Raw genomic sequence first — 24,733 nt, forward strand, 5'->3', positions numbered from 1 at the left:
CTAATAAATATTGTTTTGTTAACGGCCATTTGAGCAAGGTTTTTACATAAAACTGCAAATAAGCCATCACACACAAGATAATAAATTTAATATATTTTTAACCAGCACTTGCTGGTCATCACTATGATTAGCTAAAATGTGCTTAGAATTTTAAAACCTGTTATCACATGCACTCAGAATTAGATAATATTTATGCCTCAGCTACTAATAAAGTTGCTGATTTTGTATTTGATCAAAAAGTCGCTGGCGTGTTTAACGACATGATACGTCGATCTGTTCCCGGTTATGGTCAAATCATTAATACTATTGGTGACTTTGCAAGCACTTATGTCACTAAAAACTCTACTGTTTACGACCTTGGCTGCTCGCTTGGAGCTGCAACATTAAGTATTAGGCGTCAAATTGAACAACGTCAATGTAAAATTGTGGCCGTTGATAACAGTCAGTCGATGATAGAACGTTGTAGTGAAAACCTTCTAGCCTACGTCAGTGATACGGATGTGGAACTGGTTTGTGGTGACATCCGGGACATAGAATTTAAAAATGCTTCTATGGTGGTGTTAAATTTTACCCTACAATTTTTGCCAATAGCCGATCGTGACATGTTAATTAACAAAATATATCAGGGTATGCTACCTGGTGGTATTCTAGTTATTTCAGAAAAGTTACGTTTTGATGATCACACCATACAAGTGTTACTTGATAAACATCATTTAGATTTTAAACGTGCAAATGGCTACAGTGAGTTAGAAATAAGTCAAAAAAGAAGTGCACTTGAAAATGTGATGCGTCCAGATACACTTAATCATCATCAACATCGCTTCGAAAAATGTGGCTTTCAACACTTTAATGTGTGGTTTCAATGTTTCAATTTTGCATCGATGGTGGCGATAAAATGATAAGCTTTGGCGCATTTTATAAAGAAATTGCAGATTCTAATTTGCAACATTGGTTAGAAACGCTACCGTCTATTTTGGGTAATTGGCAGCGTGAACACAAACATGGCAACTTACCTAAATGGGAAAAAGTGCTCAATAAACTGAACTATCCAACACCAGATCTAGTTGAGTTTACATCAAATGTGACCATTGGGAGTGGCAAACAGCTTACAGATGGCCAGACAGAAAAACTGTCTAATTTACTCGGCTTATTTCAACCCTGGCGAAAGGGTCCCTTCTCTATCCATGGCATTGAAATTGATACAGAATGGCGAAGTGATTGGAAATGGGATAGAGTTAAGCCCCATATATCGCCATTAAAGAACCGAACAGTATTAGATGTTGGTTGCGGAAGTGGCTACCATATGTGGAGAATGTTTGGTGATGGCGCAAAATGCGTTGTGGGGATAGACCCTTCTCCGTTATTCTTATGCCAATTTGAGGCTGTAAAAAGACTAGCTGGAAATCAGCATCCTATTTATTTGTTACCATTAGGTATTGAAGAACTTCCACCTCTAGATGCTTTTGATACGGTATTTTCCATGGGCGTACTTTATCATCGTCGCTCACCGATAGATCACATTATGCAGTTACGTGATCAATTAAGAATGGGAGGTGAGCTCGTTATAGAAACATTAGTAATAGATGGTGATGAAAATGCTGTACTTGTCCCAAAGGACAGATATGGAAAAATGAATAATGTGTGGTTTTTACCATCAGTGGCGGCATTAATTCTGTGGCTAGAAAAGTGTGAGTTTACTAATGTAAGATGTGTTGACGTCGACATCACTTCATTGGCAGAACAACGCAGTACAACTTGGATGAAAAATGAATCACTTGTTGATTATCTTGATCCAAATGATGTGAGCTTAACGGTTGAAGGCTACCCTGCACCGAAAAGAGCCATAATCATTGCCACTAAAAACCAACCCAATTTAGATTTAATTTAACTCATAATATCCAACAGGAATTGACATGTTTAAGCAGGCACTTGCACTAACTATTGCAGTATTGATTGTTTCAGGTTGTACAGCAACCCAGCATTCCCATGCTCCATCAATCTCAAATGCTGATTTAAACAGCACGCTGCAAACATCCCAAGCACAAATTATTACCGCTTTTAATGATCAATGCAGCAAACAATCTGACGACATTACTGGATTATCAATAGAGTTACGTAAGTTAAAGACACAAGTTAGCGAAGCAATGGCACAGTCGCAAAAGCTCGCAGTTGCGCCTGTAGTTGCTCCAGCACCTAGACCTGTAGCAGTGCCGTCACAATGTCCTGAATCTCTCATTGGTGAGAAATTCTTACTAGGTGAAGCAGAAAGTGTTTATATGGATGAAGTTAAAACAACATTCGCTACCCGTATCGATACCGGAGCTGAGTCATCTTCATTAGATGCTCGAAACATTGTCCTTTTTGAACGGAATGGCGAAGAATGGGTGAGATATGATGTAATGACTAATGGCCCAGACAAAGCAGGAAATACTTTCGAGTCAAAAGTTGAACGCTTTGTCCGCATCAAACAAGATGCTACTAGTGATGATGACCGCCGCCCTGTTATTCATGCGCATCTAAAAATTGGTCAATATTCAGCTGAAACGGATTTAAATTTAACTGACAGAAGCCATTTAGATTACCCACTACTTCTTGGCCGTAAGTTTATGAAAGATATTGCCATCGTTGATGTAGGTCAAATCTACATTCACGGTAAAGATAAAAACCAAGTGACCACACTTATTAAATAGGCGACAAAATGCACTCTCGTAAACCGTTTTATATATTTGTATTTTTACTGTTTTTTGTCGGTATTGGTGCCAGCATCTATCGTGGTATTGAGCATAATGTGCCATTTTTGCCGGGTGAACAGGTTCAAAGTTGGGCAATTGATGCAAAAGTCAGCTTTAGTGGCCGTAACCAGCCTGCAGAAGTGCAATTTTCATTACCTAATGATCCCGCGTTTGACATTCTAGTCGAAAACACAACCTCACCAGGTTACGGTTTAACTATTACTGAAGAGCAAAATCGCAAAGCGATTTGGTCGATTAGAGAAGCATCTGGACCACAGTCTTTATTTTACCGTGTCACACTAGTGCCAACAGGCAAATTAGAAATCAAATCTGAACAAGAACCCACTGACACTGAAGTTTATCTATGGCCTGCAACAGAAAAGGCCGCTGCAGAACAAATTGTAGAAGAAGTTTGGCTTCGCAGTGCGACCAATTTATCTTTTGCAAAGCAATTGTTGGATTTGATCCACGATAAAAATCAAAGTCAAAATATGTCGTTATTGCTATCGACTAACACTTCGACCAAATTATTCTTACAAATGCTACACACTAAAGGCGTTCCAGCACGAAATGTCAGTGGCTTAGTATTAGAAGATCAACGTCGTCGTCAAACATTAACGACTTATGTGCAAGTTTATCAAGATGGCTTATGGCACTTGTTTGATGTTGTTAACAACAAGCAAGGCAGAGACGGTAATCTTGTATTATGGGAATATGCTGGTGGCTCTGTTTTAGAAGTTATGGGCGGTCGTAGCTCACAAGTTAGCTTCTCAATGTTACAAGATACGCGCTCCGCATTAGCCACATCGATTGATATGATGATGACTGATGACGCATTAGATTTTTCTTTGTACCAACTTCCACTTGAGGAGCAAAGTTTATTTAAAGGTATATTATTGATCCCTATCGGTGTGATGGTGGTTGTTTTCCTTCGCGTGATTGTCGGTATTAAAACATCTGGTACTTTTATGCCAGTATTAATTGCGATGGCCTTTATTCAAACCACCCTACTAACGGGTTTAATTGGTTTCTTATTGATTGTCGCATTCGGATTAATGATCCGCTCCTACCTCTCAACCTTAAATTTATTGTTGATATCCCGAATATCCGCGGTGATTATTGTGGTGATCTTCATCATCGGCCTGTTCACCTTAATCTCATTTAAATTAGGTTTAAGTGAAGGGTTAACTGTGACCTTTTTCCCAATGATCATTTTAGCGTGGACAATCGAGCGTATGTCAATTTTGTGGGAAGAAGAAGGCCCTAAAAAAGTGTTCATTTCAGGTGGTGGCAGTTTGTTTGTTGCAACCATAGCTTACCTCGCTATGAGCAGTGAATTAGTACAACACTGGGTGTTTAACTTCCTAGGTATACATTTGGTTATCTTAGGTTTAGTGCTTGTAATGGGACAATACACTGGCTACCGTTTAACCGAGTTAAAGCGCTTTAAACCCTTAGTGGGAGAGAAGTAATGAAGTATGCCTGGCCTTGGGAATTAAGCCGCGCAGGCGTGCTGAACATGAACAAGCGAAACATCGGTTATATAGGTAGATACAATCCACGTAAGCACTACAAACGTGTGGACGATAAGTTAATTACCAAGCAGCTTGCATTAGCAAATGGCATTGCTGTACCCGATTTAATTGGTGTTGTTCAAGAACAACATGATATTGAACTGATACCTGCGATGGTAATTGATAGAAGTGGTTTTGTTATCAAACCCGCTAAAGGGTCTGGCGGTAAAGGGATCCTGGTGATTACTAGAGTTGACAATGGCCGTTATTACAAGGCTAATGGCGATGAAGTAACCCCTAACGAAATATATCGTCATGTTTCAAATACATTAAGCGGTTTATTTTCACTGGGTGGCAGACCCGATGTTGCCATTGTGGAAGGCTTAATTGTATTTGATCCCGTATTCAACGGTGTCAGTTACGAAGGTGTGCCTGATATACGATTAATCGTGTTTAAAGGGTTCCCTGTCATGGGTATGCTGCGTTGTTCAACTGCAGCTTCTGACGGTAAAGCTAACTTGCACCAAGGTGCTGTGGGTATTGGATTAGATATTGCCACTGGCAAAAGTTTACACGCGGTTCAATTTGACGTGCCGGTAGATAAACATCCTGATACTCACTTCCCTTTATCCGACATTCAAGTGCCGCATTGGGAAACGCTACTTCATACAGCTTCTAGAGCCTATGAAATGTGTGAAATGGGCTACCTTGGGACCGACATGGTATTAGATAAAAATCGTGGCCCCTTGCTGTTAGAGCTTAATGCTCGTCCAGGTTTAACCATTCAAATAGCAAATGGTAAAGGCATTCTCCCCCGCCTTAAACACGTAGAGTCTTTAAAAGGCGCGACAATGTCAGTTGACCAACGTGTAGAATATGCGAAAAAGCATTTTTGCGATCAGCCTAAGTTTTAATTTATTGGCCACGGCACTCGCCGTGGCCAATCCTTTAAGCCTGTTTGTAGATCAATGTTTACAATTTGATGCCGAAAGTCAGGTTGCAATTCCTAATGCCTGGCAATTATCAAGCACAACACCTTATCCTCCCCTAACGCGATCAGTATCGTTAAATGAATTAGTTGCATTTGAATCGTCGCTTCTGTCGCTGAATAATTTAAATGATCGAAATAATTACTATCGCCGCTTGACCCAACAAACAGAATATCAGCAGAATCTGCTGATGTGCCAAGTTCATTTAGCCGATGAACTCTCATGGTTACTTAATCAAATTGATCCACAATTATTACAAGCTGACAAAGCCAGCTTCAAATTATCGCCACATCAACAGCCTTATTATTGGTATCTAACCAGTATTCAACAATTAAAAAATGCCAAGCTCAATGTTGACGTTAAATCTATGCTACATGGTTTACAAACAAGCATAGAATACAACCTAAGACAGCAATATCTATTCGAGGCAAACGCAGAATGTGCACTTGAGACAGCCTCTGAATCAACAAAAAAATCTATTAATAATATCTCGACTACTGCACAGAATGTTGCTCGTTACCTGTTATTACAACCGAAATCATCATGCAGACAACAAGCTTGGTTAGCTTATCAAGGACGAGCGAAAGAGGTTAATCAGACAAATTTACTTGTTATTCATAAAATTAAAACTAAACAGGCAAAAGAAAATGGATTTGCTGACTCTGCTGACTTTCAATTAAAAAACAGTGGGTTAACTGTTGAACAATTATCTCAATTTTTAAACAGTCAAACAGAAAACATTCAAGTTGCGCCTTGGGATTTACCACATGCATTAAAAAAACAGCCCAAAATTGCAACCGAGATTCAAACTACTGCGCATTTCATTGACACGGTATTTGAGCAGCTATCCCTATTTAGTTTAAATTTCGAACGACTTTCAACAAGTGCAAATACCACCGATATTTATCGCGTTTGGCATAAAAAAAGATTATTAGGTGAAATTTTTCTGGATATCAATACAGGCGAAGCAGCCCAAGCAGTAAACGTTGACTATTTCACTATAAAGCAGTCTGTAATAGGACAACAATTAGGCCAATATGCTTTAAACGTGCCTTTTGAATTAACTAAAGTAAAACAGTATGATGACCTAATATTTGCCCTAAGCGATATCGTCAATCAGTTAGCAAAGGGAAGTCAGTTTTACTATGTTAATCAACAGAATATTTCGCCACTAAATCAGCAGTTAGGTACTTATTGGTTAGCAACATGGTTAACATCAAATTTAAAACTAGATCATGAACCACACCCTAGGGCCAAACTCATTAATTCATTTAAGAAACAACAACTGGTCTTTCGCTCCAAAGTTGCGCTACTCTTTTACCAACAACATGACCTATCTAAGTTTGAGTTATACCAACCAATTTTGAACCGAATGTTGTCTCAATCCTTTGAAGACAGCTTTGGTGTGCCCTATTTATCGGCTTCTGATGCAATATTTAGTTATCTTGCTATTGCTAATCAAGGGATTAGTTATTATCTTCTGCTGTGGCAACAAACACTGGCGCAGTTAATCTACAATGAATCACTTTCCAGCAGCCAAGCCAAGGCTATATTTGATGTCATCGTTGTGAATGAACATCATCAAAGTCTTTATGATCAATTGTCTGCCGTATTTAAACAGCCAATGGATTTTGAACATCTATTATGGAGAATCAATTATGTTGGCACTAAGCAAGAGTAAAACACTCTCGTTTTTTGTATTATCCGCTGTACTATTAAGCAGTAGTTTATTTGCTAAAGAATCATACCTAAAACAGACTCATAACTTAACCGATGAACAAGTTTACCAGCAAATCAAAACCAATCTCGAAACTAATCTTTATACTTTACCTCCAAGAGTTCAAGGCCATTACGCTATTCGTCAATTCCGCATGACAGGTGATCCCAAGTACGCTAATGGTGCGTTAATTGATTTACTCACCATAGCTGAATCACAAGCTTATTTTGCCTGTAATCTCAATAAACCGCACTTCATTGATGATGAGTCAGCATTGGCAGCGAGTCTGTTAGGTCATAAAGCGAGAGGTTTAGCACGTAAAGAAGCTATTGCTCCTTATCCAAAATTCATGTTATTTACTGACTTATTGCGTTTTTCAAGCCGTATAGATGAGTTTGGTTTTACGGGTCCTTGCCATGATTTGCTATTCAGCACCTTAAAGGCGCATGATTTTACAGCCTCCTTTACCGACAATAAGATGATTGAGTCATGGGCTGCGCAACTGATTAACTATGTATATTGGGCTAAGCAAATCGGTGTAGGCGATTATTACCAGGCCTACAAAACGGCGTTTATTAATACTTATCCTGATAGTAAAGATGCGACACTTTCAAAGGCACAGTACAAAAATAAGATTTATGGCATGACCCATTTTATTTTTGCTGCCAGCGGATATTATCAAAATGAAGTTGAACCGAAAGAGTTTCAATGGATCTTAGATTATTTTGAAAAAAACCTAGATAAAATTATCGCCGACACTACAGAAGATATCATTACAGAAGTGGGAATTAGTTTCCTAATAACGGGGCATAGCAATCACAACGTCACTCAAAAAGTTAAAAAGCACATCATTGCGGCATATAATCCAGAAACTCAAATGATACCATCACCCAAGGGTAGATCAGACTTATCCTCTGGCGAACACAGAAATGTACTTGCCATGATGCTATTAAATTGGCCAGAAACGCTTCACCCTGGCCCATATCTGAACAATATCCCGAGTACGAAGAAGAATCTTCCTCGTTTAGTTAATGTAAAATCTGATCAAAATACACTCGGCAGCAAGCAGTAATCACATTAATAATATCAATATAATTGCCAAGTCTTAAATACAAAAAACCCAATGCATGCATTGGGTTTTTCTTAAGCTAAACAATAAACAGCTTATTCTGCGGCATCTTCAGTGCGGAATTTATCTGCAGTCGCTTTAATAATCGGTTGTAACTCACCTTTTTGGAACATCTCGGTAATAATGTCACAGCCGCCAATCAACTCACCCTCAACCCACAACTGTGGGAAGGTTGGCCAATTTGCAAACTTAGGTAATTCAGCGCGGATATCTGGGTGCTGTAAAATATCAACAAACGCAAACTGCTCACCACAGTTAATCATCACTTGTGCAACTTGAGAAGAAAAACCACAACTAGGTAATTTAGGAGAGCCTTTCATATAAACTATGATTGGGTTTTCACTCAGTTGCTGCTTAATTTTTTCTACAGTTTCCATTTTCATTCCTAATGGTAGATAAAGTACTAATAGCCATATTGTACGACACCTTAAGCCATAACAAAATGCCACAGTTTGTAAGGGTATAGATTAATTCATCTTATGAATGGCCATAATCGAGATTTTTCCAGAAACAATGATTCACATCACAAAAATAATCAGTACAATAGCTGCAGAGCAGTGTACCTATTTAGTATTTAATTTAGGTATAAAAACGATAACCTAACTCCATGGAGAGAGACTAATGGCTTTCGAATTACCAGCATTACCTTATGCAAAGAACGCACTTGAACCGCATATTTCTCAAGAAACGATTGAATACCACTATGGTAAGCATCACAACACTTACGTTGTAAAATTAAATGGTTTAGTTGAAGGCACTGAATTTGCTGGAAAAAGCTTAGAAGAAGTCGTTAAAACTTCTACTGGTGGCATGTTTAACAATGCAGCTCAAGTTTGGAACCATACCTTTTACTGGAACTGCCTTGCACCAAATGCTGGCGGCGCACCAACTGGTGCTGTTGCAGCTGCTATCGATGCTTCATTCGGTTCTTTCGAAGAATTCAAAACTAAATTTACTGATTCTGCAGTAAATAACTTCGGTAGCGCTTGGACTTGGTTAGTTAAGAAAGCTGATGGTTCATTAGCAATCGTTAACACCAGCAATGCCGCTACGCCACTGACTGATGAATCAGTGACCATTTTAATGACTGTAGATGTTTGGGAACATGCTTATTACGTTGATTACCGTAATGCACGTCCAGAATATTTAAATCACTTCTGGCAATTAGTTAACTGGGAATTTGTGAACAGCAACTTCGCTTAATCACAATCCTCGTTATCTTCAAAAGAGCCCTAGGGCTCTTTTTTTATAGGTGTAATTTAGCTTATTTACTTACTCAGAACAGCAAACACCTATTACTGACTATAAATGCAACTATTGCAATTGCTACGTTCCTCCTTGTTTTATAAACAATAATTTACAAAACTGTTGCGCAATATCACACTTTCTATTCTAAGCTTATATTGTAGAGGCCAAAAAGATTGATTGGCAACAACGCCAATATTGCTTAATTCCTCGCCATTGTTGCCATCCCGGCATAGACGTCTAAGGGGCTTATTATGGGCATTTTCGAACATTACCAACAACGTTACGAGAAAAAACTCGATGAGGAATATACCTTAGAGCAATTCCTTGATATCTGTAAACAGGATAAAGGTGCCTACGTTTCAGCTGCAGAGCGGTTGTTAATGGCGATTGGTGCACCTGAAGTCATAGACACATCAAAAAACTCTGTCTTAAGTCGTATTTTTTCCAATCGTCTCATCTCCCGCTACCCTGCTTTTAAAGATTTTTATGGCATGGAAGAAGCGATTGAACAAATTGTGTCTTACCTTAAACATTCAGCTCAAGGCTTAGAGGAATCAAAGCAGATTTTATATTTATTAGGCCCTGTGGGTGGGGGTAAATCATCACTGGCGGAAAAGCTTAAATCCCTTATTCAACATATGCCTATCTATATATTAAGCGCAAATGGCGTGCGTAGTCCGGTTAACGATCATCCATTCTGTTTGTTCGATTTGGATGAGGATGGCAGCATTTTACAACAGGAATATGCAATACCGCACCGCTACCTTAAAAGCATCATGTCCCCTTGGGCAGTTAAACGATTACATGAATTTGGCGGTGATATTAGCAAATTTAGAGTCGTTAAAGTCTACCCATCAATTCTGGATCAAATCGGAATAGCAAAAACCGAACCTGGCGATGAAAACAACCAAGATATTTCGGCACTTGTCGGTAAAGTCGACATTCGCCAGTTAGAGCACTTCTCACAGGATGATGCCGATGCTTATGCCTATTCTGGCGCATTATGTCGAGCAAATCAGGGCATGATGGAATTTGTCGAAATGTTTAAAGCGCCGATAAAAGTGCTACACCCATTACTGACCGCTACACAGGAAGGTAACTATAACGGTACGGAAGGCTTATCGGCATTACCTTATACAGGCATTATTCTGGCCCACAGTAATGAATCAGAGTGGACAACGTTTAGGAATAATAAAAATAACGAGGCCTTTTTAGACCGAGTTTATATCGTCAAAGTGCCCTACTGTTTACGCGTTTCAGAAGAAATGGAAATTTACCAAAAGCTGTTGTTTAATTCTGAATTATCTCAATCTCCTTGCGCCCCTGGCACACTGGAAACATTGGCCCAATTTAGTGTGTTATCACGCATTAAAACGCCAGATAACTCCTCTGTTTACTCAAAAATGCGCGTCTATAACGGTGAAAGCTTAAAAGACACAGACCCCAAAGCAAAGTCATATCAAGAGTATCGTGACTATGCGGGTGTCGATGAAGGAATGAACGGTCTATCTACCCGTTTTGCGTTTAAAATTTTGTCTAAAGTGTTTAACTTCGACCATACAGAAATCGCCGCAAATCCGGTGCATTTATTTTATGTGCTTGAGAAGCAAATCGAACAGGAGCAATTCCCTAGTGAAGTAAGTGAACGTTACCTTGAGTTTTTAAAAGGCTATTTAATCCCTAAATACGTTGAGTTTATTGGCAAGGAAATTCAAACCGCTTATCTAGAGTCCTATTCCGAATACGGTCAAAACATATTTGATCGTTATGTAACCTATGCTGACTTTTGGATCCAGGATCAAGAGTATCGAGATCCAGAAACAGGACAACAATTTGACCGAGCATCACTTAATGCTGAATTGGAAAAAATAGAGAAGCCAGCCGGAATAAGTAATCCTAAAGACTTCAGGAATGAGATTGTTAACTTTGTATTACGCGCCCGAGCTAATAATGAAGGCAATAATCCTTTGTGGACCAGTTACGAAAAACTACGAACCGTGATTGAAAAGAAAATGTTCTCCAATACCGAAGACTTACTACCAGTGATTTCATTTAATGCCAAGACATCGAACGATGATCAACGCAAACATGATGATTTTGTTAATCGCATGATGGAGAAAGGCTATACCAAGAAACAGGTCAGATTGCTGTCGGAATGGTATTTACGCGTACGTAAATCATCATAACCCAACAACATAGGCTTTACTGAACAGTACTGGGATGTAAAGCCTACATTTAGGCTTGGGAGGGGCGTATGGCTAACTTTATAGATAGACGATTAAATGCTAAAGGAAAAAGCACGGTTAATCGTCAACGATTTATTGAACGATATAAAACCCAAATAAAAAAAGCCGTCAGTGATGCAGTGACTAGACGCAGTGTGACTGATATTGATAAAGGAGAACAGATTAGTATTCCAACTCGGGATATAAGTGAACCATCGTTTAGACAAGGACAAGGTGGTAGCCGTGAAAGAGTTCACCCAGGCAACGACCAATTTAATCGCGGCGATAAAATAGCCCGCCCTCAAGGTGGACAAGCAGGCGGCGCTGGTGACGGTGATGCTTCTGATTCTGGTGAAGGTCAAGAAGATTTTGTCTTTCAAATATCAAAAGATGAGTATCTTGAACTGTTATTTGAAGATTTAGAATTACCCAACTTACAGAAAAATCGCTTAAATAAATTGGTAGAATATCAAACGTATCGGGCAGGATTTACCAATGATGGGGTACCTGCCAATATCAATATTATTCGTTCATTACGCTCATCTTTAGCCAGAAGAATAGCCATGAGCGGCAGTAAGAAAAAGCAACTTAACCTACTTGTGCAACAGCTTGCTGAACTTGAAAACACCCCCGGTGCCAAAGCCGAACTTATTTTGGACTTAAAAGCTCAAATTGACATATTAAAAAAACAAATTGCTAAAGTGCCTTTTATCGACACCTTTGATTTACGCTTCAACAATTACGCAAAGCGAGAAAAACCCTCAAGCCAAGCGGTGATGTTTTGCTTAATGGATGTCTCTGGTTCAATGGATCAGGCAACCAAAGATATGGCCAAGCGTTTTTATATCTTGCTGTATCTTTTTTTAACTCGTACTTATAAAAACCTCGAGGTGGTTTACATACGCCACCATACCCAAGCTAAAGAAGTGGATGAACAGGAGTTTTTCTACTCCCAGGAAACCGGCGGCACAATAGTATCAAGTGCTTTAAAATTAATGCATGAAATCCAACAAGCACGTTACCCCGCCAGTGAATGGAATATTTATGCTGCGCAAGCATCTGATGGTGACAATTGGTCAGACGATTCACCCGTGTGTAAAAATTTGCTTAGTCAGCATATTTTACCTTTAGTGAGGTACTTTAGTTACATTGAAATAACCCATAGACCTCACCAGAGTTTATGGCAGGAATATCAACAATTACAACAAGGCTTCGATAATATAGCGGTACAAAATATTAAGCAAGTTGATGATATTTACCCGGTATTTAGAGAACTCTTTAAAAAACAAGCTGTATAGGAGGCACTATGGATACATCTTCCCGTTCGCCTTTAAGCGATGGTCCAGAGTGGACATTTGACTTGTTGCAGGCATATCTGCATGAAATTGAAGTGGCGGCTAAATTTTTTAAAATTGATGCTTACCCCAATCAAATTGAAATTATTACCGCAGAACAAATGATGGACGCCTATGCCGGAATTGGTATGCCTATTGGATATACCCATTGGTCGTTTGGTAAACGATTTATTGAAACAGAACAAGGCTACCGTCGCGGACAGATGGGACTGGCCTATGAAATAGTGATTAATTCTGATCCATGTATCGCCTACCTAATGGAAGAAAATACCATTACTATGCAAGCATTAGTGATGGCGCACGCGAGTTTTGGGCACAATAGCTTTTTTAAAAATAACTATTTATTTAAAACCTGGACAGACGCGAGTTCAATTATTGATTATTTAGTTTTTGCTAAAAACTATATTCATCAATGCGAGCTAAAGCATGGCGTTGAGCAAGTAGAGTTAACCATTGATTCATGCCACGCCTTAATGAATTACGGTGTAGATCGTTACAAACGTCCTTCTGAAATATCTTTTAGTGAGGAGCAGGCTAGACAGGAAGAACGTGAGGCTTATTTACAAAGCCAAGTCAACGACCTGTGGCGCACTGTGCCCACCAGCAACCAAGAGCAAACCACTAAAAAAAGTAAACAATTTCCGTCAGAACCTCAAGAGAACCTTTTGTATTTTCTTGAGAAAAATGCACCACTGCTTGAACCATGGCAACGTGAGATAGTGCGCATTGTGAGAAAAATGGCACAATATTTTTATCCGCAAAAACAAACCCAGGTAATGAATGAAGGTTGGGCTACGTTTTGGCACTACACTATTTTAAATCGCTTATATGATACCGGAAAAGTCACCGACAGATTTATGCTGGAGTTTTTGCGCAGCCACACAGCAGTAGTCGCTCAACCTGCATACAATAGCCCTTACTACAACGGCATAAACCCTTATGCTTTAGGTTTTAGTATGTTTATTGATATTAGGCGTATTTGTGAAAACCCTACCGATGAGGATAAACTTTGGTTTCCAGATATTGCTGGCAGCGATTGGTTAACCACCCTGCACTTTGCAATGAAAAACTTTAAAGATGAAAGTTTTATCAGCCAGTATTTGTCGCCTAAAGTTATCCGCGATTTTAAATTGTTTGGCATATTAGATGATGAAAAACGTGCTGAATTAAATGTGTCAGCAATACATAATGAACAGGGTTATCAACAAATTCGTCAAATGCTGTCGCAACAATATAACTTAGCGAATATTGAGCCTAACATTCAAGTACAACATGTCGACATTAATGGTGACCGTTCATTAACCTTGCGATACACACCACACAATGACATCCCTTTAGCCAATAATCATGATGAAGTATTGAAGCATTTACATCGTTTATGGAAGTTCAAAGTCAGTATTGAACAAGTCGATTCAAATAATCAAGTGTCGGTTTTATCAAGCTGTCCGGATCCAAAAACTGATACTGGAGATCAAAAGAGCACTATATTATCCCAATAGAATTCTTAACGAATAGTCTAGCCTTGTAAACAGATCCAATGTATCAGTCTCAATTACATCGATAAACATCAGCAACCTCTTCTCATCAAAATGGCCAGTAACTTGTTAATAAAAGTAGCTGGCCAGCTACTTTCACGCAATCAATAAACTAATACTGTTATTAATATATTTATTGATACAGTCGCTAATAAAGCAACTAGCTGATTTATGATATTGAACCTTACATCAGACATTATTGGTACATTAAGTCAAACTTAACAAATGTTAGTTATTCTCACCATTTATTTAACATTATAACTAGCGCTATAAATTCAACGAAGTCACCTGCAAACAAAATTAAACCTAAGCACCTGTAAGTAAATGATTTATTATTTTGGCACAATTAATGCTTTCAACGTTCATAAACTTATTATTAATTGTTACAAAAGTCAGCGTGACGGCAGCATTTATTGGCGTAGTCTTATTCTTAAGCTACCGCTAAATAATCGCAAGGTAGCACTTGGCTTCACTATAAAGGCAGGTTCCCATGGACAGGTTTCAATCCGTTAAAAAAGTTGTTATTCCTTTTTGTTGTTTAGTAATGTTAGCTGGTTGTACAGGAGATGAAGAGCAAGTAAAAGAACAAGAAAAATTTGCTGTTCCAGTAGAAACAACCTTTGTTGAACAAGGTAATGTGTCATCATTTTATAGCACAACAGCGACCTTAGAAGCCCCACAAGAAGCCCATGTGATGACCCGTATTTCTGGCTTGATAAATACTATCAATGTTGAAGAAGGCGACCGGGTAATTAAAGGCCAGGTTTTAGCGGTTATTGATGCAAAACGCCAACAGTATGACTTCAATCGCTCTCAGGCTGAAGTTCAAATCATTGAGCAAGAATTAAATCGTCTGCGCAAAATGGATAATAAAGAGTTCATTAGCCAAGATACCATGGCAAAATTAGAGTTTAACCTGCAAGCAGCTGTCGCCCAGCGAGACCTTGCTGAACTACAGGTGCAAGAAAGCCGTATTGTCTCCCCCATTGACGGTGTCGTCGCTAAGCGTCATGTAAAGCAAGGTAATACCGTTAAAGAGTTTGATGAACTTTTCTATGTTGTAAACCAAGACCAATTATACGGCATTGTCCACCTACCAGAGCAGCAACTACCTAGTTTACGATTAGGACAACATGCCAGTGTTCGTCAAAATCAACACACTACCGACATAATAGATGCTACCGTGCTGCGTATTAGCCCCATAGTTGATGCCCAAAGCGGTACCTTTAAAGTCACCTTAAATGTACCCAACAACAGTGGCCAATTAAAAGCAGGCATGTTTACCCGGGTTGAAATTAAATACGACACCCATAACAACGTCATTACCGTGCCTTATAACGCATTGATAAATCAAGATGACACTCAAGCTATCTATGTTATTAAAGACACTGTGGCTGAGCGACGAGAGGTAAATTTAGGATATCGTCAAGATAATACCATTGAGATTACCTCTGGGGTGATATTAGGCGAGCAAATCGTTATCCGTGGTCAGCAAAACTTAAAAGATCAATCACTGGTCGAAGTGATAAATCCTCTAAACGTAGCTGCTATCAAATAACGGAGCGACACCATGTCTATCATTAATACTGCTGTCAACCGTCCAGTAACGGTGTGGATGTTCATGCTTGCGGTAATGTTATTTGGTATGGTCGGCTTTAGTCGACTTGCGGTAATGTTACTGCCAGATCTTAGTTATCCAAGTGTCACTATTCGTACCGCCTATGATGGCGCTGCACCAGTTGAAATTGAACAACTCGTTTCTAAACCTATTGAAGAAGCCGTTGGCGTTGTTAAAGGCTTACGTAAAATCAGCTCTATTTCACGCTCAGGTATGTCAGATGTTGTCCTAGAGTTCGAATGGGGTAGCAATATGGACATGGCCAGTCTTGAAGTGCGTGAAAAACTGGACACCATTGAACTGCCATTGGACATCAATAAGCCATTGTTATTAAGGTTTAACCCTAATCTTGACCCAATAATGCGCTTAGCCTTTTCAGTACCCGATGCGTCAGAGAAAAATTTAAAACAAATGCGCACCTTTGCCGAAGAGGAATTAAAACGCCGCTTAGAAGCGCTATCAGGGGTAGCTGCAGTAAGATTGTCTGGCGGGCTTGAGCAAGAAGTTCATATTCTCCTTAATCAACAAAAGCTTAGCCAGCTGAACTTAAATGCGGATGATATTAAACAAAGAATCAATCAAGAAAATATCAATCTGTCTGCGGGTAAAGTGATTCAAAGTGACAAAGAATATTTAGTTAGAACCTTAAACCAGTTTAATTCACTAGAAGAACTGGGCAATGTCATCATCTACCGTAATGATCAAACCCTAGTACGTCTCAATGAAGTGGCTCAAATTAGTGATGCCTATAAAGAGCGCAGTGATGTCACTCGTATTGGTGACGTCGAATCTATCGAACTCGCTATTTACAAAGAAGGTGATGCCAATACAGTTACCGTTGCTAAAAAGCTCCAAGCTGAGCTGGCTTTAATCAACAAAGCTGATGAAAACAAGCAACTGAATATTATTTATGACCAGTCAGAATTTATTGAAAGCGCGGTAAATGAGGTTACTTCATCGGCATTAATCGGCAGTGTGCTTGCCATGTTGGTCATTTATCTATTCTTGCGCAATATCGTCGCCACCCTGATCATTTCTATCTCTATCCCGTTCTCGGTCATTGCCACCTTTAATATGATGTATTTTGCTGATATCAGTCTCAATATCATGTCGTTAGGCGGTATTGCACTCGCTATCGGGCTGTTAGTTGATAACGCCATTGTGGTGTTAGAAAATATTGACCGCTATCAATCGCAAGGTATGAGTAAAATTGAAGCGGCGGTTACTGGGTGTAAAGAAGTTTCAGGCGCAATATTTGCTTCCACATTAACGACATTAGCCGTATTTGTGCCGTTAGTGTTTGTCGATGGCATAGCAGGGGCATTATTCGCCGATCAAGCGCTCACCGTCACCTTTGCTCTGTTAGCCTCATTGTTTATTGCTTTAACAGCCATTCCAATGCTGGCTTCTCGCCAAGGGTTTAAAAGCTTACCTGCGCCAACTGAAACACCCATCAAAACTATCCCACAATCGAAACTAGGTAAAACCGGTTATTACACTCTTACTGTTATATCTTGGCCATTCAAGTTGTTGTTTAGTTATATACCTGCAGGTTTATTAACCTTCGGCTTACTGGCTATCCGCTTTTTCAGTTGGTTAATTGGCTTAGTCATGCGCCCACTCGCCAGTGCGTTCAATTATGTTTATGACGCCTTAGCTAAAGTGTATGACGGTTTACTGAATAAAGTACTCAAACAAAAAGGGCTTACACTACTGATTGCCCTTGGTATTACTTTAGGCGCAGGAGGTTTATTACCTAAACTGGGCATGGAACTTATTCCACCAATGAATCAAGGTGAGTTCTATGTAGAGCTATTATTACCACCAGGAACCGAGGTCAGTGAAACAGACAAAGTATTACAGCAGTTAGCCTTAAGCATTAACGATAACCCAGATGTAAAACACACTTTCAGCCAGGCTGGCAGTGGCGGATTAATGACATCAGATACCGCCAGAGGTGGTGAAAACTGGGGACGTTTACAGGTTGTACTGGCCAATCCTAGTGCATTTGACGCTGTGGCTCATATTTTAAGACAAGTCGCTAAAAAAATACCCGAATTAGACGCTAAAATTGAACAACCTGAGTTATTCAGTTTCAAAACACCCTTAGAAATTGAATTGTCTGGCTATGATTTAGCACAGTTAAAGCGAAGCGCCGACACTTTAGTGAGCGCGTTAAGCCAATCAGCCCGCTTTACCGATGTCAATACCACGCTACGTGATGGTCAACCTGAAATCAGTATTCAGTTTGATCACCAAAGGCTCGCCGCCTTAGGTATGGATGCGCCTACGGTAGCAAGTCGTATTGCGCAACGTGTTGGTGGAACCGTTGCCAGCCAGTACACAGTGCGCGATCGTAAGGTGGATATTTTAGTCCGCAGCGAACTGTCAGAGCGCGATCAGATAAGTGATATTGACTCACTCATCATCAACCCTAACAGTGACCAACCTATTCCACTTAGCGCAGTTGCAGACATTAAATTACAGGTTGGCCCATCTGCGATTAACCGTATTAGTCAGCAACGTGTTGCTATTGTGTCAGCAAACTTAGGTTTTGGTGATTTAAGCGATGCAGTGGTAGAAGCTAAACAGATTTTAAGCCAACAACAATTCCCCTCTTCCATTCAGTCCTCTTTTGGTGGCCAAAATGAAGAAATGGAACATTCATTTAGCTCATTGAAAATAGCCCTAGTGTTAGCAATATTTTTAGTCTATCTGGTCATGGCCAGTCAATTTGAATCATTGCTACATCCATTATTGATCTTAATTGCCGTTCCTATGGCGGTTGCCGGCAGTATTTTAGGCTTATTCATCACCAACACCCATTTAAGTATCGTGGTGTTTATTGGACTGATTATGTTAGCCGGTATCGTAGTCAATAACGCGATTGTATTAGTGGATAGAATTAACCAATTACGTCGGGAAGGAATAGAAAAAATCAGCGCCATTGAACAAGCGGCTAAATCACGTTTGCGCCCTATTTTAATGACAACATTAACCACAGCGCTGGGGTTATTACCAATGGCGATTGGTATGGGCGATGGCAGCGAAGTACGAGCACCGATGGCGATTACGGTTATCTTTGGTTTACTGGTTTCAACATTACTGACTTTGTTGGTGATCCCTTGTTTATATGCCCTGTTTGACCAGAAGTCTTATGCCACAGAGTCAGAGCAGGCAGCATCAGCAGAGGCAACGGTATGAACCTGACCAAACTAGCGTTAAAACGCCCTGTCACCACCAGCATGTTCTTTGTCGCTATTATGCTATTTGGTATGGCGGCAAGCAGAATGTTGCCGTTAGAAATGTTCCCTGGCATCGACATTCCTCAAATCATGGTGCAAGTGCCCTATAAAGGCTCAAGTCCTGCTGAAGTAGAACGCGATATTACCAAAGTACTTGAAGAAGCCTTAGCCACCATGGGCGGCATTGAAGAGTTGCACTCTGACTCCACCCAGGATGGTGCTTATATTCAAATGAATATGAAATGGGGAGAAGCTGTTGCCACTAAAAGCTTAGAAGTACGTGAGAAAATTGACTCGGTTAGGCACCTTTTACCCAAAGATGTTGAACGGGTGATGATCCAGCAATTCTCTACCGCCGATATGCCGGTGCTCACCATCAGGATATCCAGCGAACGTGAACTATCTAACGCCTTTGATTTACTCGACAAACAACTTCGCAAACCCCTTGAAAGAGTTGAGGGTGTATCAAAGGTCACTTTATACGGCGTTGAACAAAAGCAAATTGATATACGAGTTAATGCCGACAAATTAGTTGCCAGTGGTATCAGTAATCAACAACTGCAAACAAGCTTATCAGCACAAAATTTTGTCATCAACGCTGGCACATTAAGAAGCAATGGCAATGTGTTTCAAGTATCGCCTAAGGGTGAGTTTACCAGTTTAGATGATATCACCCGCTTAGTGCTTATTCCTGGTATCACGTTAGGCGACATCGCCACAGTTAAATTTGCCTTACCAGAAAAAATTGAAGGTCGTCATTTAGATCAAAGATACGCCGTGGGTATCGACGTGTTTAAAGAATCAGGGGCTAATTTAGTCGAAGTATCTGATCGGGTCATGAAGGTCATTGAAAAAACCAAACAAGATAAGCAATTCAATGGCGTTAAGTTGTTTATTATGGAAGATCAGGCCTTTGGCGTTAAATCTTCATTACAAGATTTACTGTTATCCGGTTTATTGGGAGCCCTATTATCTTTTGGCGTACTGTATTTATTCTTACGCAATTTAAAGATGACGTTAGTGGTGGTCTCTTCTGTGCCTATTTCACTTTGTATGACCTTAGCTGGAATGTACTTTTTTGGATATAGCCTCAATATTTTATCCATGATGGGATTATTGCTCGCCGTGGGTATGCTTATTGATAATGCGGTAGTAGTGACTGAGAGTGTGTTACAAGAAAAACAAGCCGGACATATAGATGATACTCAGCAAACTAAAGCCAATGAGCGTGCTGTGTTAACAGGGGTAGATAAAGTCTCCCTTGCGGTGTTAGCGGGTACATTGACCACAGCCATTGTATTTTTACCTAATATCTTTGGCGTTAAAGTGCAGCTAACTATTTTCCTTGAACATGTGGCCATTGCAATTTGTATATCATTAGCGGCATCGCTATTAGTGGCGAAAACACTTATCCCGTTAATGCTGAACAGCTTCCACTTCGATATTAAGACAGATGATAAGCAAGGTAAAATGGCGGCATTTTATCAGCGCAGTTTATCTTGGGTATTAACTAGACCTAAGCGTTCTGGGGTTATTGCCGTACTTATTTTAGCTTCAACAGCCTTGCCACTTAGTATGGTTCAGCAAGACCAAAATGACGGCGAAGGCAATGACCGTCTTTATATTAACTATCAGCTAGAGGGACGTCACGCACTTAGGGTAACCGAAGCGCTTGTCAGTGAAATGGAGGCTTACTTATATGCCAATAAAGAGAAATTTTTTATTGATGCCGTATACAGTTACTATGCCCCACATGATGCACAATCCACCATTATTTTGCAAAAAGACATCCCTATTGACACCTCTGAACTGAAAAAAATGATCAGAGAAGGGTTTCCCAAATTCTCAATCGCTACCCCGCAATTTGGTTGGGGCAATGAGCAAAATGGTATTCGTGTCACTCTAACGGGTCGCTCAACTTCAGAACTGATTAACTTAAGTAATCAAGTGGTGCCTTTACTCAACGGAATAGAAGGATTAGTCGACGTCCGCTCTGAAGTGAATAGTGCCCAGCAAGAAGTGGTGGTGATAATCGATAGAGAAATGGCCGCAAGACTTGATGTAAAACTAAGTGAAGTGGCGTCAAGTATTGCACTAGCATTAAGAGGAACACCACTGAGGTCATTTAGGCACGACCCATCTGGTGAGCTACGAATTGAACTGGCCTACGATAAGCTATGGCAGTATTCCCTTGAGCAGTTAAAGCAGTTACCTGTGTTACGACAACAGGACAGGGTTTACACCTTAGACAGCCTTGCACAAATAAAAATTGTGCCTCGTTTTGACAGTATCAAACATTATAATCGCCAAACGGCTTTATCTATTGGAGCCAATCTAGATAAGTTAACCACTGAAGAAGCCCAGGAAAAAATCACTCACATTATGGATTCGGTTAATTTCCCCTACGGATACAGTTATTCATTGCGGGGCGGATTTGAGCGCCAAGATGAAGATCAAAACATCATGGCGGTTAATATGATATTAGCTATCATAATGATTTATATCGTTATGGCGGCATTATTTGAATCATTGCTACTGCCGACAGCAATTATCACCTCTATTTTATTTTCAATTACCGGAGTGTTTTGGGCCTTATGGTTTACCGCAACGCCTATGTCTGTTATGTCCATGATAGGGATCCTTATTTTAATGGGGATCGTAGTGAATAATGGCATTGTGTTAGTAGACCAAATTAATCAAATGACACCAGCGCTGGATAAGCTGTCGGATACTATATTAAGTGTCTGTAGCACCCGTTTACGCCCAGTACTGATGACAGTGGCCACAACGGTATTAGGTTTAGTGCCATTGGCCATGGGGGATACCCAAATTGGCGGTGGCGGCCCCCCTTATTCACCTATGGCAATAGCTATTATAGGCGGGTTAACCTTTTCCACTGTCACCAGTTTGTACCTTGTGCCATTGTGTTATCAAGCGCTATATAGAGTTCGCCATAACGCGGCGATTAGATTAGGTCTAGCTGACAAATTTGCCAAAAAGCTGCTACCTTGGACTCGGTAGCTATAATGTGTAAATGATATTTTAATAGACTATGTTAAGGAAAAATTATGCCGTTAAGTGCTTTAAACCAACAAACAAAGCGTAAACCGATCGCCAACTTACTTGCGCTAACAGTGCTGGCAAGTATGACGCTTAGCGGTCAGAGCTTTGCCGATGACAAATTTAAAGATGTCACTATTACCTCAAAGCAACTCACCGATACCACTTTCATGTTCACAGGTTCCGGTGGCAATATTGGCGTATCGGCTGGCACTGACGGCATATTGATTATTGATGACCAATTTGCCCCGCTGGCGGAAAAAATAACCGCATCGCTTAATAATATTCAGCCCGGTCTGCCTAAATATATCGTCAACACCCACTACCACGGCGACCATACTGGCGGTAATGCTCACTTTGGTGAAAAAGGCACTATATTAGCTCACCATAATGTCTTAAAGCGTTTAGCTTCAGATAGCAATACTCCCAAAAGTGCCCTTCCTGTCATCACATACACTGACAATATCTCGATACATTTCAATCAAGATACCCTCGATGTGATCCATTTAGGCCCAGGACACACAGATGGAGACAGCGTTGTTCATTGGCAAAACGCCAATGTTATCCATATGGGCGATTTATACTTTAAAGATAGATTCCCCTATATTGACCTAGACGGTGGTGGCTCTGTTTTAGGTTATCGCGATAATGTCGCTATCATATTAGATAGAATTGATGACAAAACTCAAATCATTCCAGGCCACGGTGATTTAGCCAATAAAACCGAATTACTCAAGTTTAAACATATGCTTGATGACAGCATTAACTGGATGAAATCGGAAAAAACCCAAGGCAAAACCTTAGCTCAGATCAAAAAAATGGGTGTACCAGAGGAATATAAACTGTGGAGTTGGGCATTTATTAATGGCGATAAGTGGATAGAGACACTTTACAAAGGCTTGTAAGGAAATATAACCGACCTTCAGCATAAAAAAACGGCTAACTTTCATGTTAGCCGTTTTATTGATGCACAGTAATGATAATAACTAACCTTAACTCATGTTAAGGGGGAAAATAACACAGCTCAGCTGAACCATCTACCTATCGTTACTATCATACAAGTACAGCAGATGCCTGTAGTTTGCCTGTTGCAAGTTAATACAACACAGTTAGCAACACCAAATTCTGTTTAATAACCGTGTGTATTTCAGCTAAGGTTAATTACTTAACTTCCGCAGCTGTCTCTAGTCGATTTTCCGCTTCTTCAGCAGGTAACTCATCATTATTTATTTCAATAACTAACCAAGCGGAAAACAGTTTGTAACTCAGTGCCAGAACCACTGCCCCAACAAATAAGCCCACTATACCTGACAGTAGCATGCCACCAATTGCACCCAGTAAAATCACCAGCATTGGAATATCAACACCGCGACCCATCAATATGGGCTTTAAGAAAGTATCGCTAGTGGCAACCAATAAACTCCAAATCATAAATATTGTCGCTATTGTAGAGCTCTCAACGGTATAAACATAGGCAATCACTGGGCCCAGTACAATGAGTGCAGGTAATTGAACAATGGCTAATATAAGTACTAATAACATCCAAATTCCAGTCCCTGGCACGCCAACCAGCCACATACCAACACCTGACAGAATACATTGAATAAATGCCACACCAATAACACCCTGAACGACACTGCGCACTGTAGCTACCGATAATGAAGCAAACTCGTTGCCATGACTTCCTGCCAACCTAACAGCAATTTTATAGAACATCTGGCTTGAACCATCGGCGTTTTTCATGAATACGCCCGCAATAATAATTGAAATGATGAACTGCAACACCGTCAATCCCAAACTGCCTATAGTCGCTGCTGCTGATGCAGAAAAATCCGCAATATATTCTTTATTTTCCTTGAGAACATTTTCTAAATCTGAAGATAAGTGCAACCATGACTTATACAGTTGCTTGCCTATAATTGGCAGCTCAGCTACTGAATCTTTAGGCGGAGGTATAGCAAAGGCCCCCTCTTTCATCTCAGTCACAAATTCAGTCGTTCCGCTAACCAAAGCACCAGAAAATATGACACTAGGGACAATTAATAAAGATAACGCTAACAAGGTCACTATTAAACTTGATTTGCCAACAGACAGCTTGGTTTTTTTCGACAGTAATATCACAATAGGATAAAGCGCAATGGCGATAATACCGCCCCATAAAATTGGCATTAAGAAAGGTCTGACAATTTCAAAACACCAAACCACCATTACAAACACCATAGCCACTTTAATAGCCGCATCAACAACGGCATGAGTGAATGCCCCTGAAGTAAAGTCCTGCTTTTTATTCATTTTTTAAATCCTTTATTATTTTTTTAATATTGTTCAGGCTACATGATATTTAACCCAATGAACTCTTGCTTCAG

At 40.0% G+C, this 24,733-nt stretch carries 17 protein-coding genes; 15 read left to right on the forward strand and 2 right to left on the reverse strand.

Features of this window, described 5'->3' with window-relative positions:
• Positions 1–167: 167 nt before the first annotated feature.
• Genes cmoA through ACRWQM_RS09125 form a run of 7 tightly spaced genes read left to right on the forward strand, consistent with a single transcriptional unit; the run spans position 168 to position 8,024 of the window.
• The gene (cmoA, locus tag ACRWQM_RS09095) at positions 168–899 is read left to right on the forward strand and encodes a carboxy-S-adenosyl-L-methionine synthase CmoA (RefSeq protein WP_434931938.1); all 732 of its coding nucleotides are present in this window, start codon (positions 168–170) and stop codon (positions 897–899) included.
• Positions 896–1,888 carry a tRNA 5-methoxyuridine(34)/uridine 5-oxyacetic acid(34) synthase CmoB gene (cmoB, locus tag ACRWQM_RS09100; protein WP_434932014.1) on the forward strand — a complete coding sequence of 331 codons (993 nt, stop codon included), beginning with the start codon at positions 896–898 and terminating at the stop codon, positions 1,886–1,888. The genes cmoA and cmoB overlap by 4 nt, the downstream gene beginning before the upstream one ends.
• A gap of 25 nt (positions 1,889–1,913) precedes the next feature.
• Positions 1,914–2,690, forward strand: coding sequence for an ATP-dependent zinc protease family protein (locus ACRWQM_RS09105; protein WP_434931939.1), 777 nt, complete (start codon positions 1,914–1,916; stop codon positions 2,688–2,690).
• Positions 2,691–2,698: 8 nt separating this feature from the next.
• Entirely contained in the window at positions 2,699–4,204 is a 1,506-nt protein-coding gene (locus ACRWQM_RS09110) for an inactive transglutaminase family protein (protein ID WP_434926084.1), read from the forward strand.
• On the forward strand, positions 4,204–5,160 hold the full coding sequence (locus ACRWQM_RS09115) for an alpha-L-glutamate ligase-like protein (protein ID WP_434926083.1): 957 nt from the start codon (positions 4,204–4,206) through the stop codon (positions 5,158–5,160). The genes ACRWQM_RS09110 and ACRWQM_RS09115 overlap by 1 nt, the downstream gene beginning before the upstream one ends.
• On the forward strand, positions 5,123–6,916 hold the full coding sequence (locus ACRWQM_RS09120) for a hypothetical protein (RefSeq protein ID WP_434931940.1): 1,794 nt from the start codon (positions 5,123–5,125) through the stop codon (positions 6,914–6,916). Before ACRWQM_RS09115 ends, ACRWQM_RS09120 begins: the two co-directional genes overlap by 38 nt.
• Positions 6,894–8,024 (forward strand): DUF3541 domain-containing protein, encoded by a 1,131-nt coding sequence (locus ACRWQM_RS09125; RefSeq protein ID WP_434931941.1) that lies wholly within the window; start codon positions 6,894–6,896, stop codon positions 8,022–8,024. Before ACRWQM_RS09120 ends, ACRWQM_RS09125 begins: the two co-directional genes overlap by 23 nt.
• A gap of 92 nt (positions 8,025–8,116) precedes the next feature.
• Here ACRWQM_RS09125 and grxD read toward each other — a convergent pair whose 3' ends face one another.
• Positions 8,117–8,458 (reverse strand): Grx4 family monothiol glutaredoxin, encoded by a 342-nt coding sequence (gene grxD / locus ACRWQM_RS09130; protein WP_434926080.1) that lies wholly within the window; start codon positions 8,456–8,458, stop codon positions 8,117–8,119.
• Positions 8,459–8,702: 244 nt separating this feature from the next.
• On the opposite strand from grxD, the gene sodB reads away from it, so the two are divergent.
• From sodB to ACRWQM_RS09170, 8 genes are all read left to right on the forward strand, one after another.
• Positions 8,703–9,284 carry a superoxide dismutase [Fe] gene (gene sodB / locus ACRWQM_RS09135; protein ID WP_434929765.1) on the forward strand — a complete coding sequence of 194 codons (582 nt, stop codon included), beginning with the start codon at positions 8,703–8,705 and terminating at the stop codon, positions 9,282–9,284.
• 296 nt (positions 9,285–9,580) lie between these two features.
• Positions 9,581–11,515 carry a PrkA family serine protein kinase gene (locus ACRWQM_RS09140; protein WP_434929766.1) on the forward strand — a complete coding sequence of 645 codons (1,935 nt, stop codon included), beginning with the start codon at positions 9,581–9,583 and terminating at the stop codon, positions 11,513–11,515.
• 68 nt (positions 11,516–11,583) lie between these two features.
• Positions 11,584–12,852, forward strand: a complete 1,269-nt coding sequence (locus ACRWQM_RS09145; protein ID WP_434929767.1) for a YeaH/YhbH family protein — start codon at positions 11,584–11,586, stop codon at positions 12,850–12,852.
• 8 nt (positions 12,853–12,860) lie between these two features.
• Positions 12,861–14,408 (forward strand): SpoVR family protein, encoded by a 1,548-nt coding sequence (locus tag ACRWQM_RS09150; protein WP_434929768.1) that lies wholly within the window; start codon positions 12,861–12,863, stop codon positions 14,406–14,408.
• A gap of 526 nt (positions 14,409–14,934) precedes the next feature.
• Positions 14,935–16,002: an efflux RND transporter periplasmic adaptor subunit gene (locus tag ACRWQM_RS09155; protein WP_434929769.1), complete on the forward strand. Its 1,068-nt coding sequence runs from the start codon at positions 14,935–14,937 to the stop codon at positions 16,000–16,002.
• Between the two features lie 12 nt (positions 16,003–16,014).
• On the forward strand, positions 16,015–19,266 hold the full coding sequence (locus ACRWQM_RS09160) for an efflux RND transporter permease subunit (protein WP_434929770.1): 3,252 nt from the start codon (positions 16,015–16,017) through the stop codon (positions 19,264–19,266).
• Positions 19,263–22,328: an efflux RND transporter permease subunit gene (locus ACRWQM_RS09165; protein ID WP_434929771.1), complete on the forward strand. Its 3,066-nt coding sequence runs from the start codon at positions 19,263–19,265 to the stop codon at positions 22,326–22,328. Before ACRWQM_RS09160 ends, ACRWQM_RS09165 begins: the two co-directional genes overlap by 4 nt.
• Before the next feature lie 47 nt (positions 22,329–22,375).
• Positions 22,376–23,272, forward strand: a complete 897-nt coding sequence (locus tag ACRWQM_RS09170) for an MBL fold metallo-hydrolase (RefSeq protein WP_434929772.1) — start codon at positions 22,376–22,378, stop codon at positions 23,270–23,272.
• Between the two features lie 256 nt (positions 23,273–23,528).
• Here ACRWQM_RS09170 and ACRWQM_RS09175 read toward each other — a convergent pair whose 3' ends face one another.
• Positions 23,529–24,659, reverse strand: coding sequence for an AI-2E family transporter (locus tag ACRWQM_RS09175; RefSeq protein WP_434929773.1), 1,131 nt, complete (start codon positions 24,657–24,659; stop codon positions 23,529–23,531).
• Positions 24,660–24,733 lie beyond the last annotated feature (74 nt).

The sequence above is a fragment of the Shewanella sp. HL-SH5 genome, from assembly GCF_051163755.1.
GTDB classification, from domain to species: Bacteria; Pseudomonadota; Gammaproteobacteria; order Enterobacterales; family Shewanellaceae; genus Shewanella; species Shewanella glacialimarina.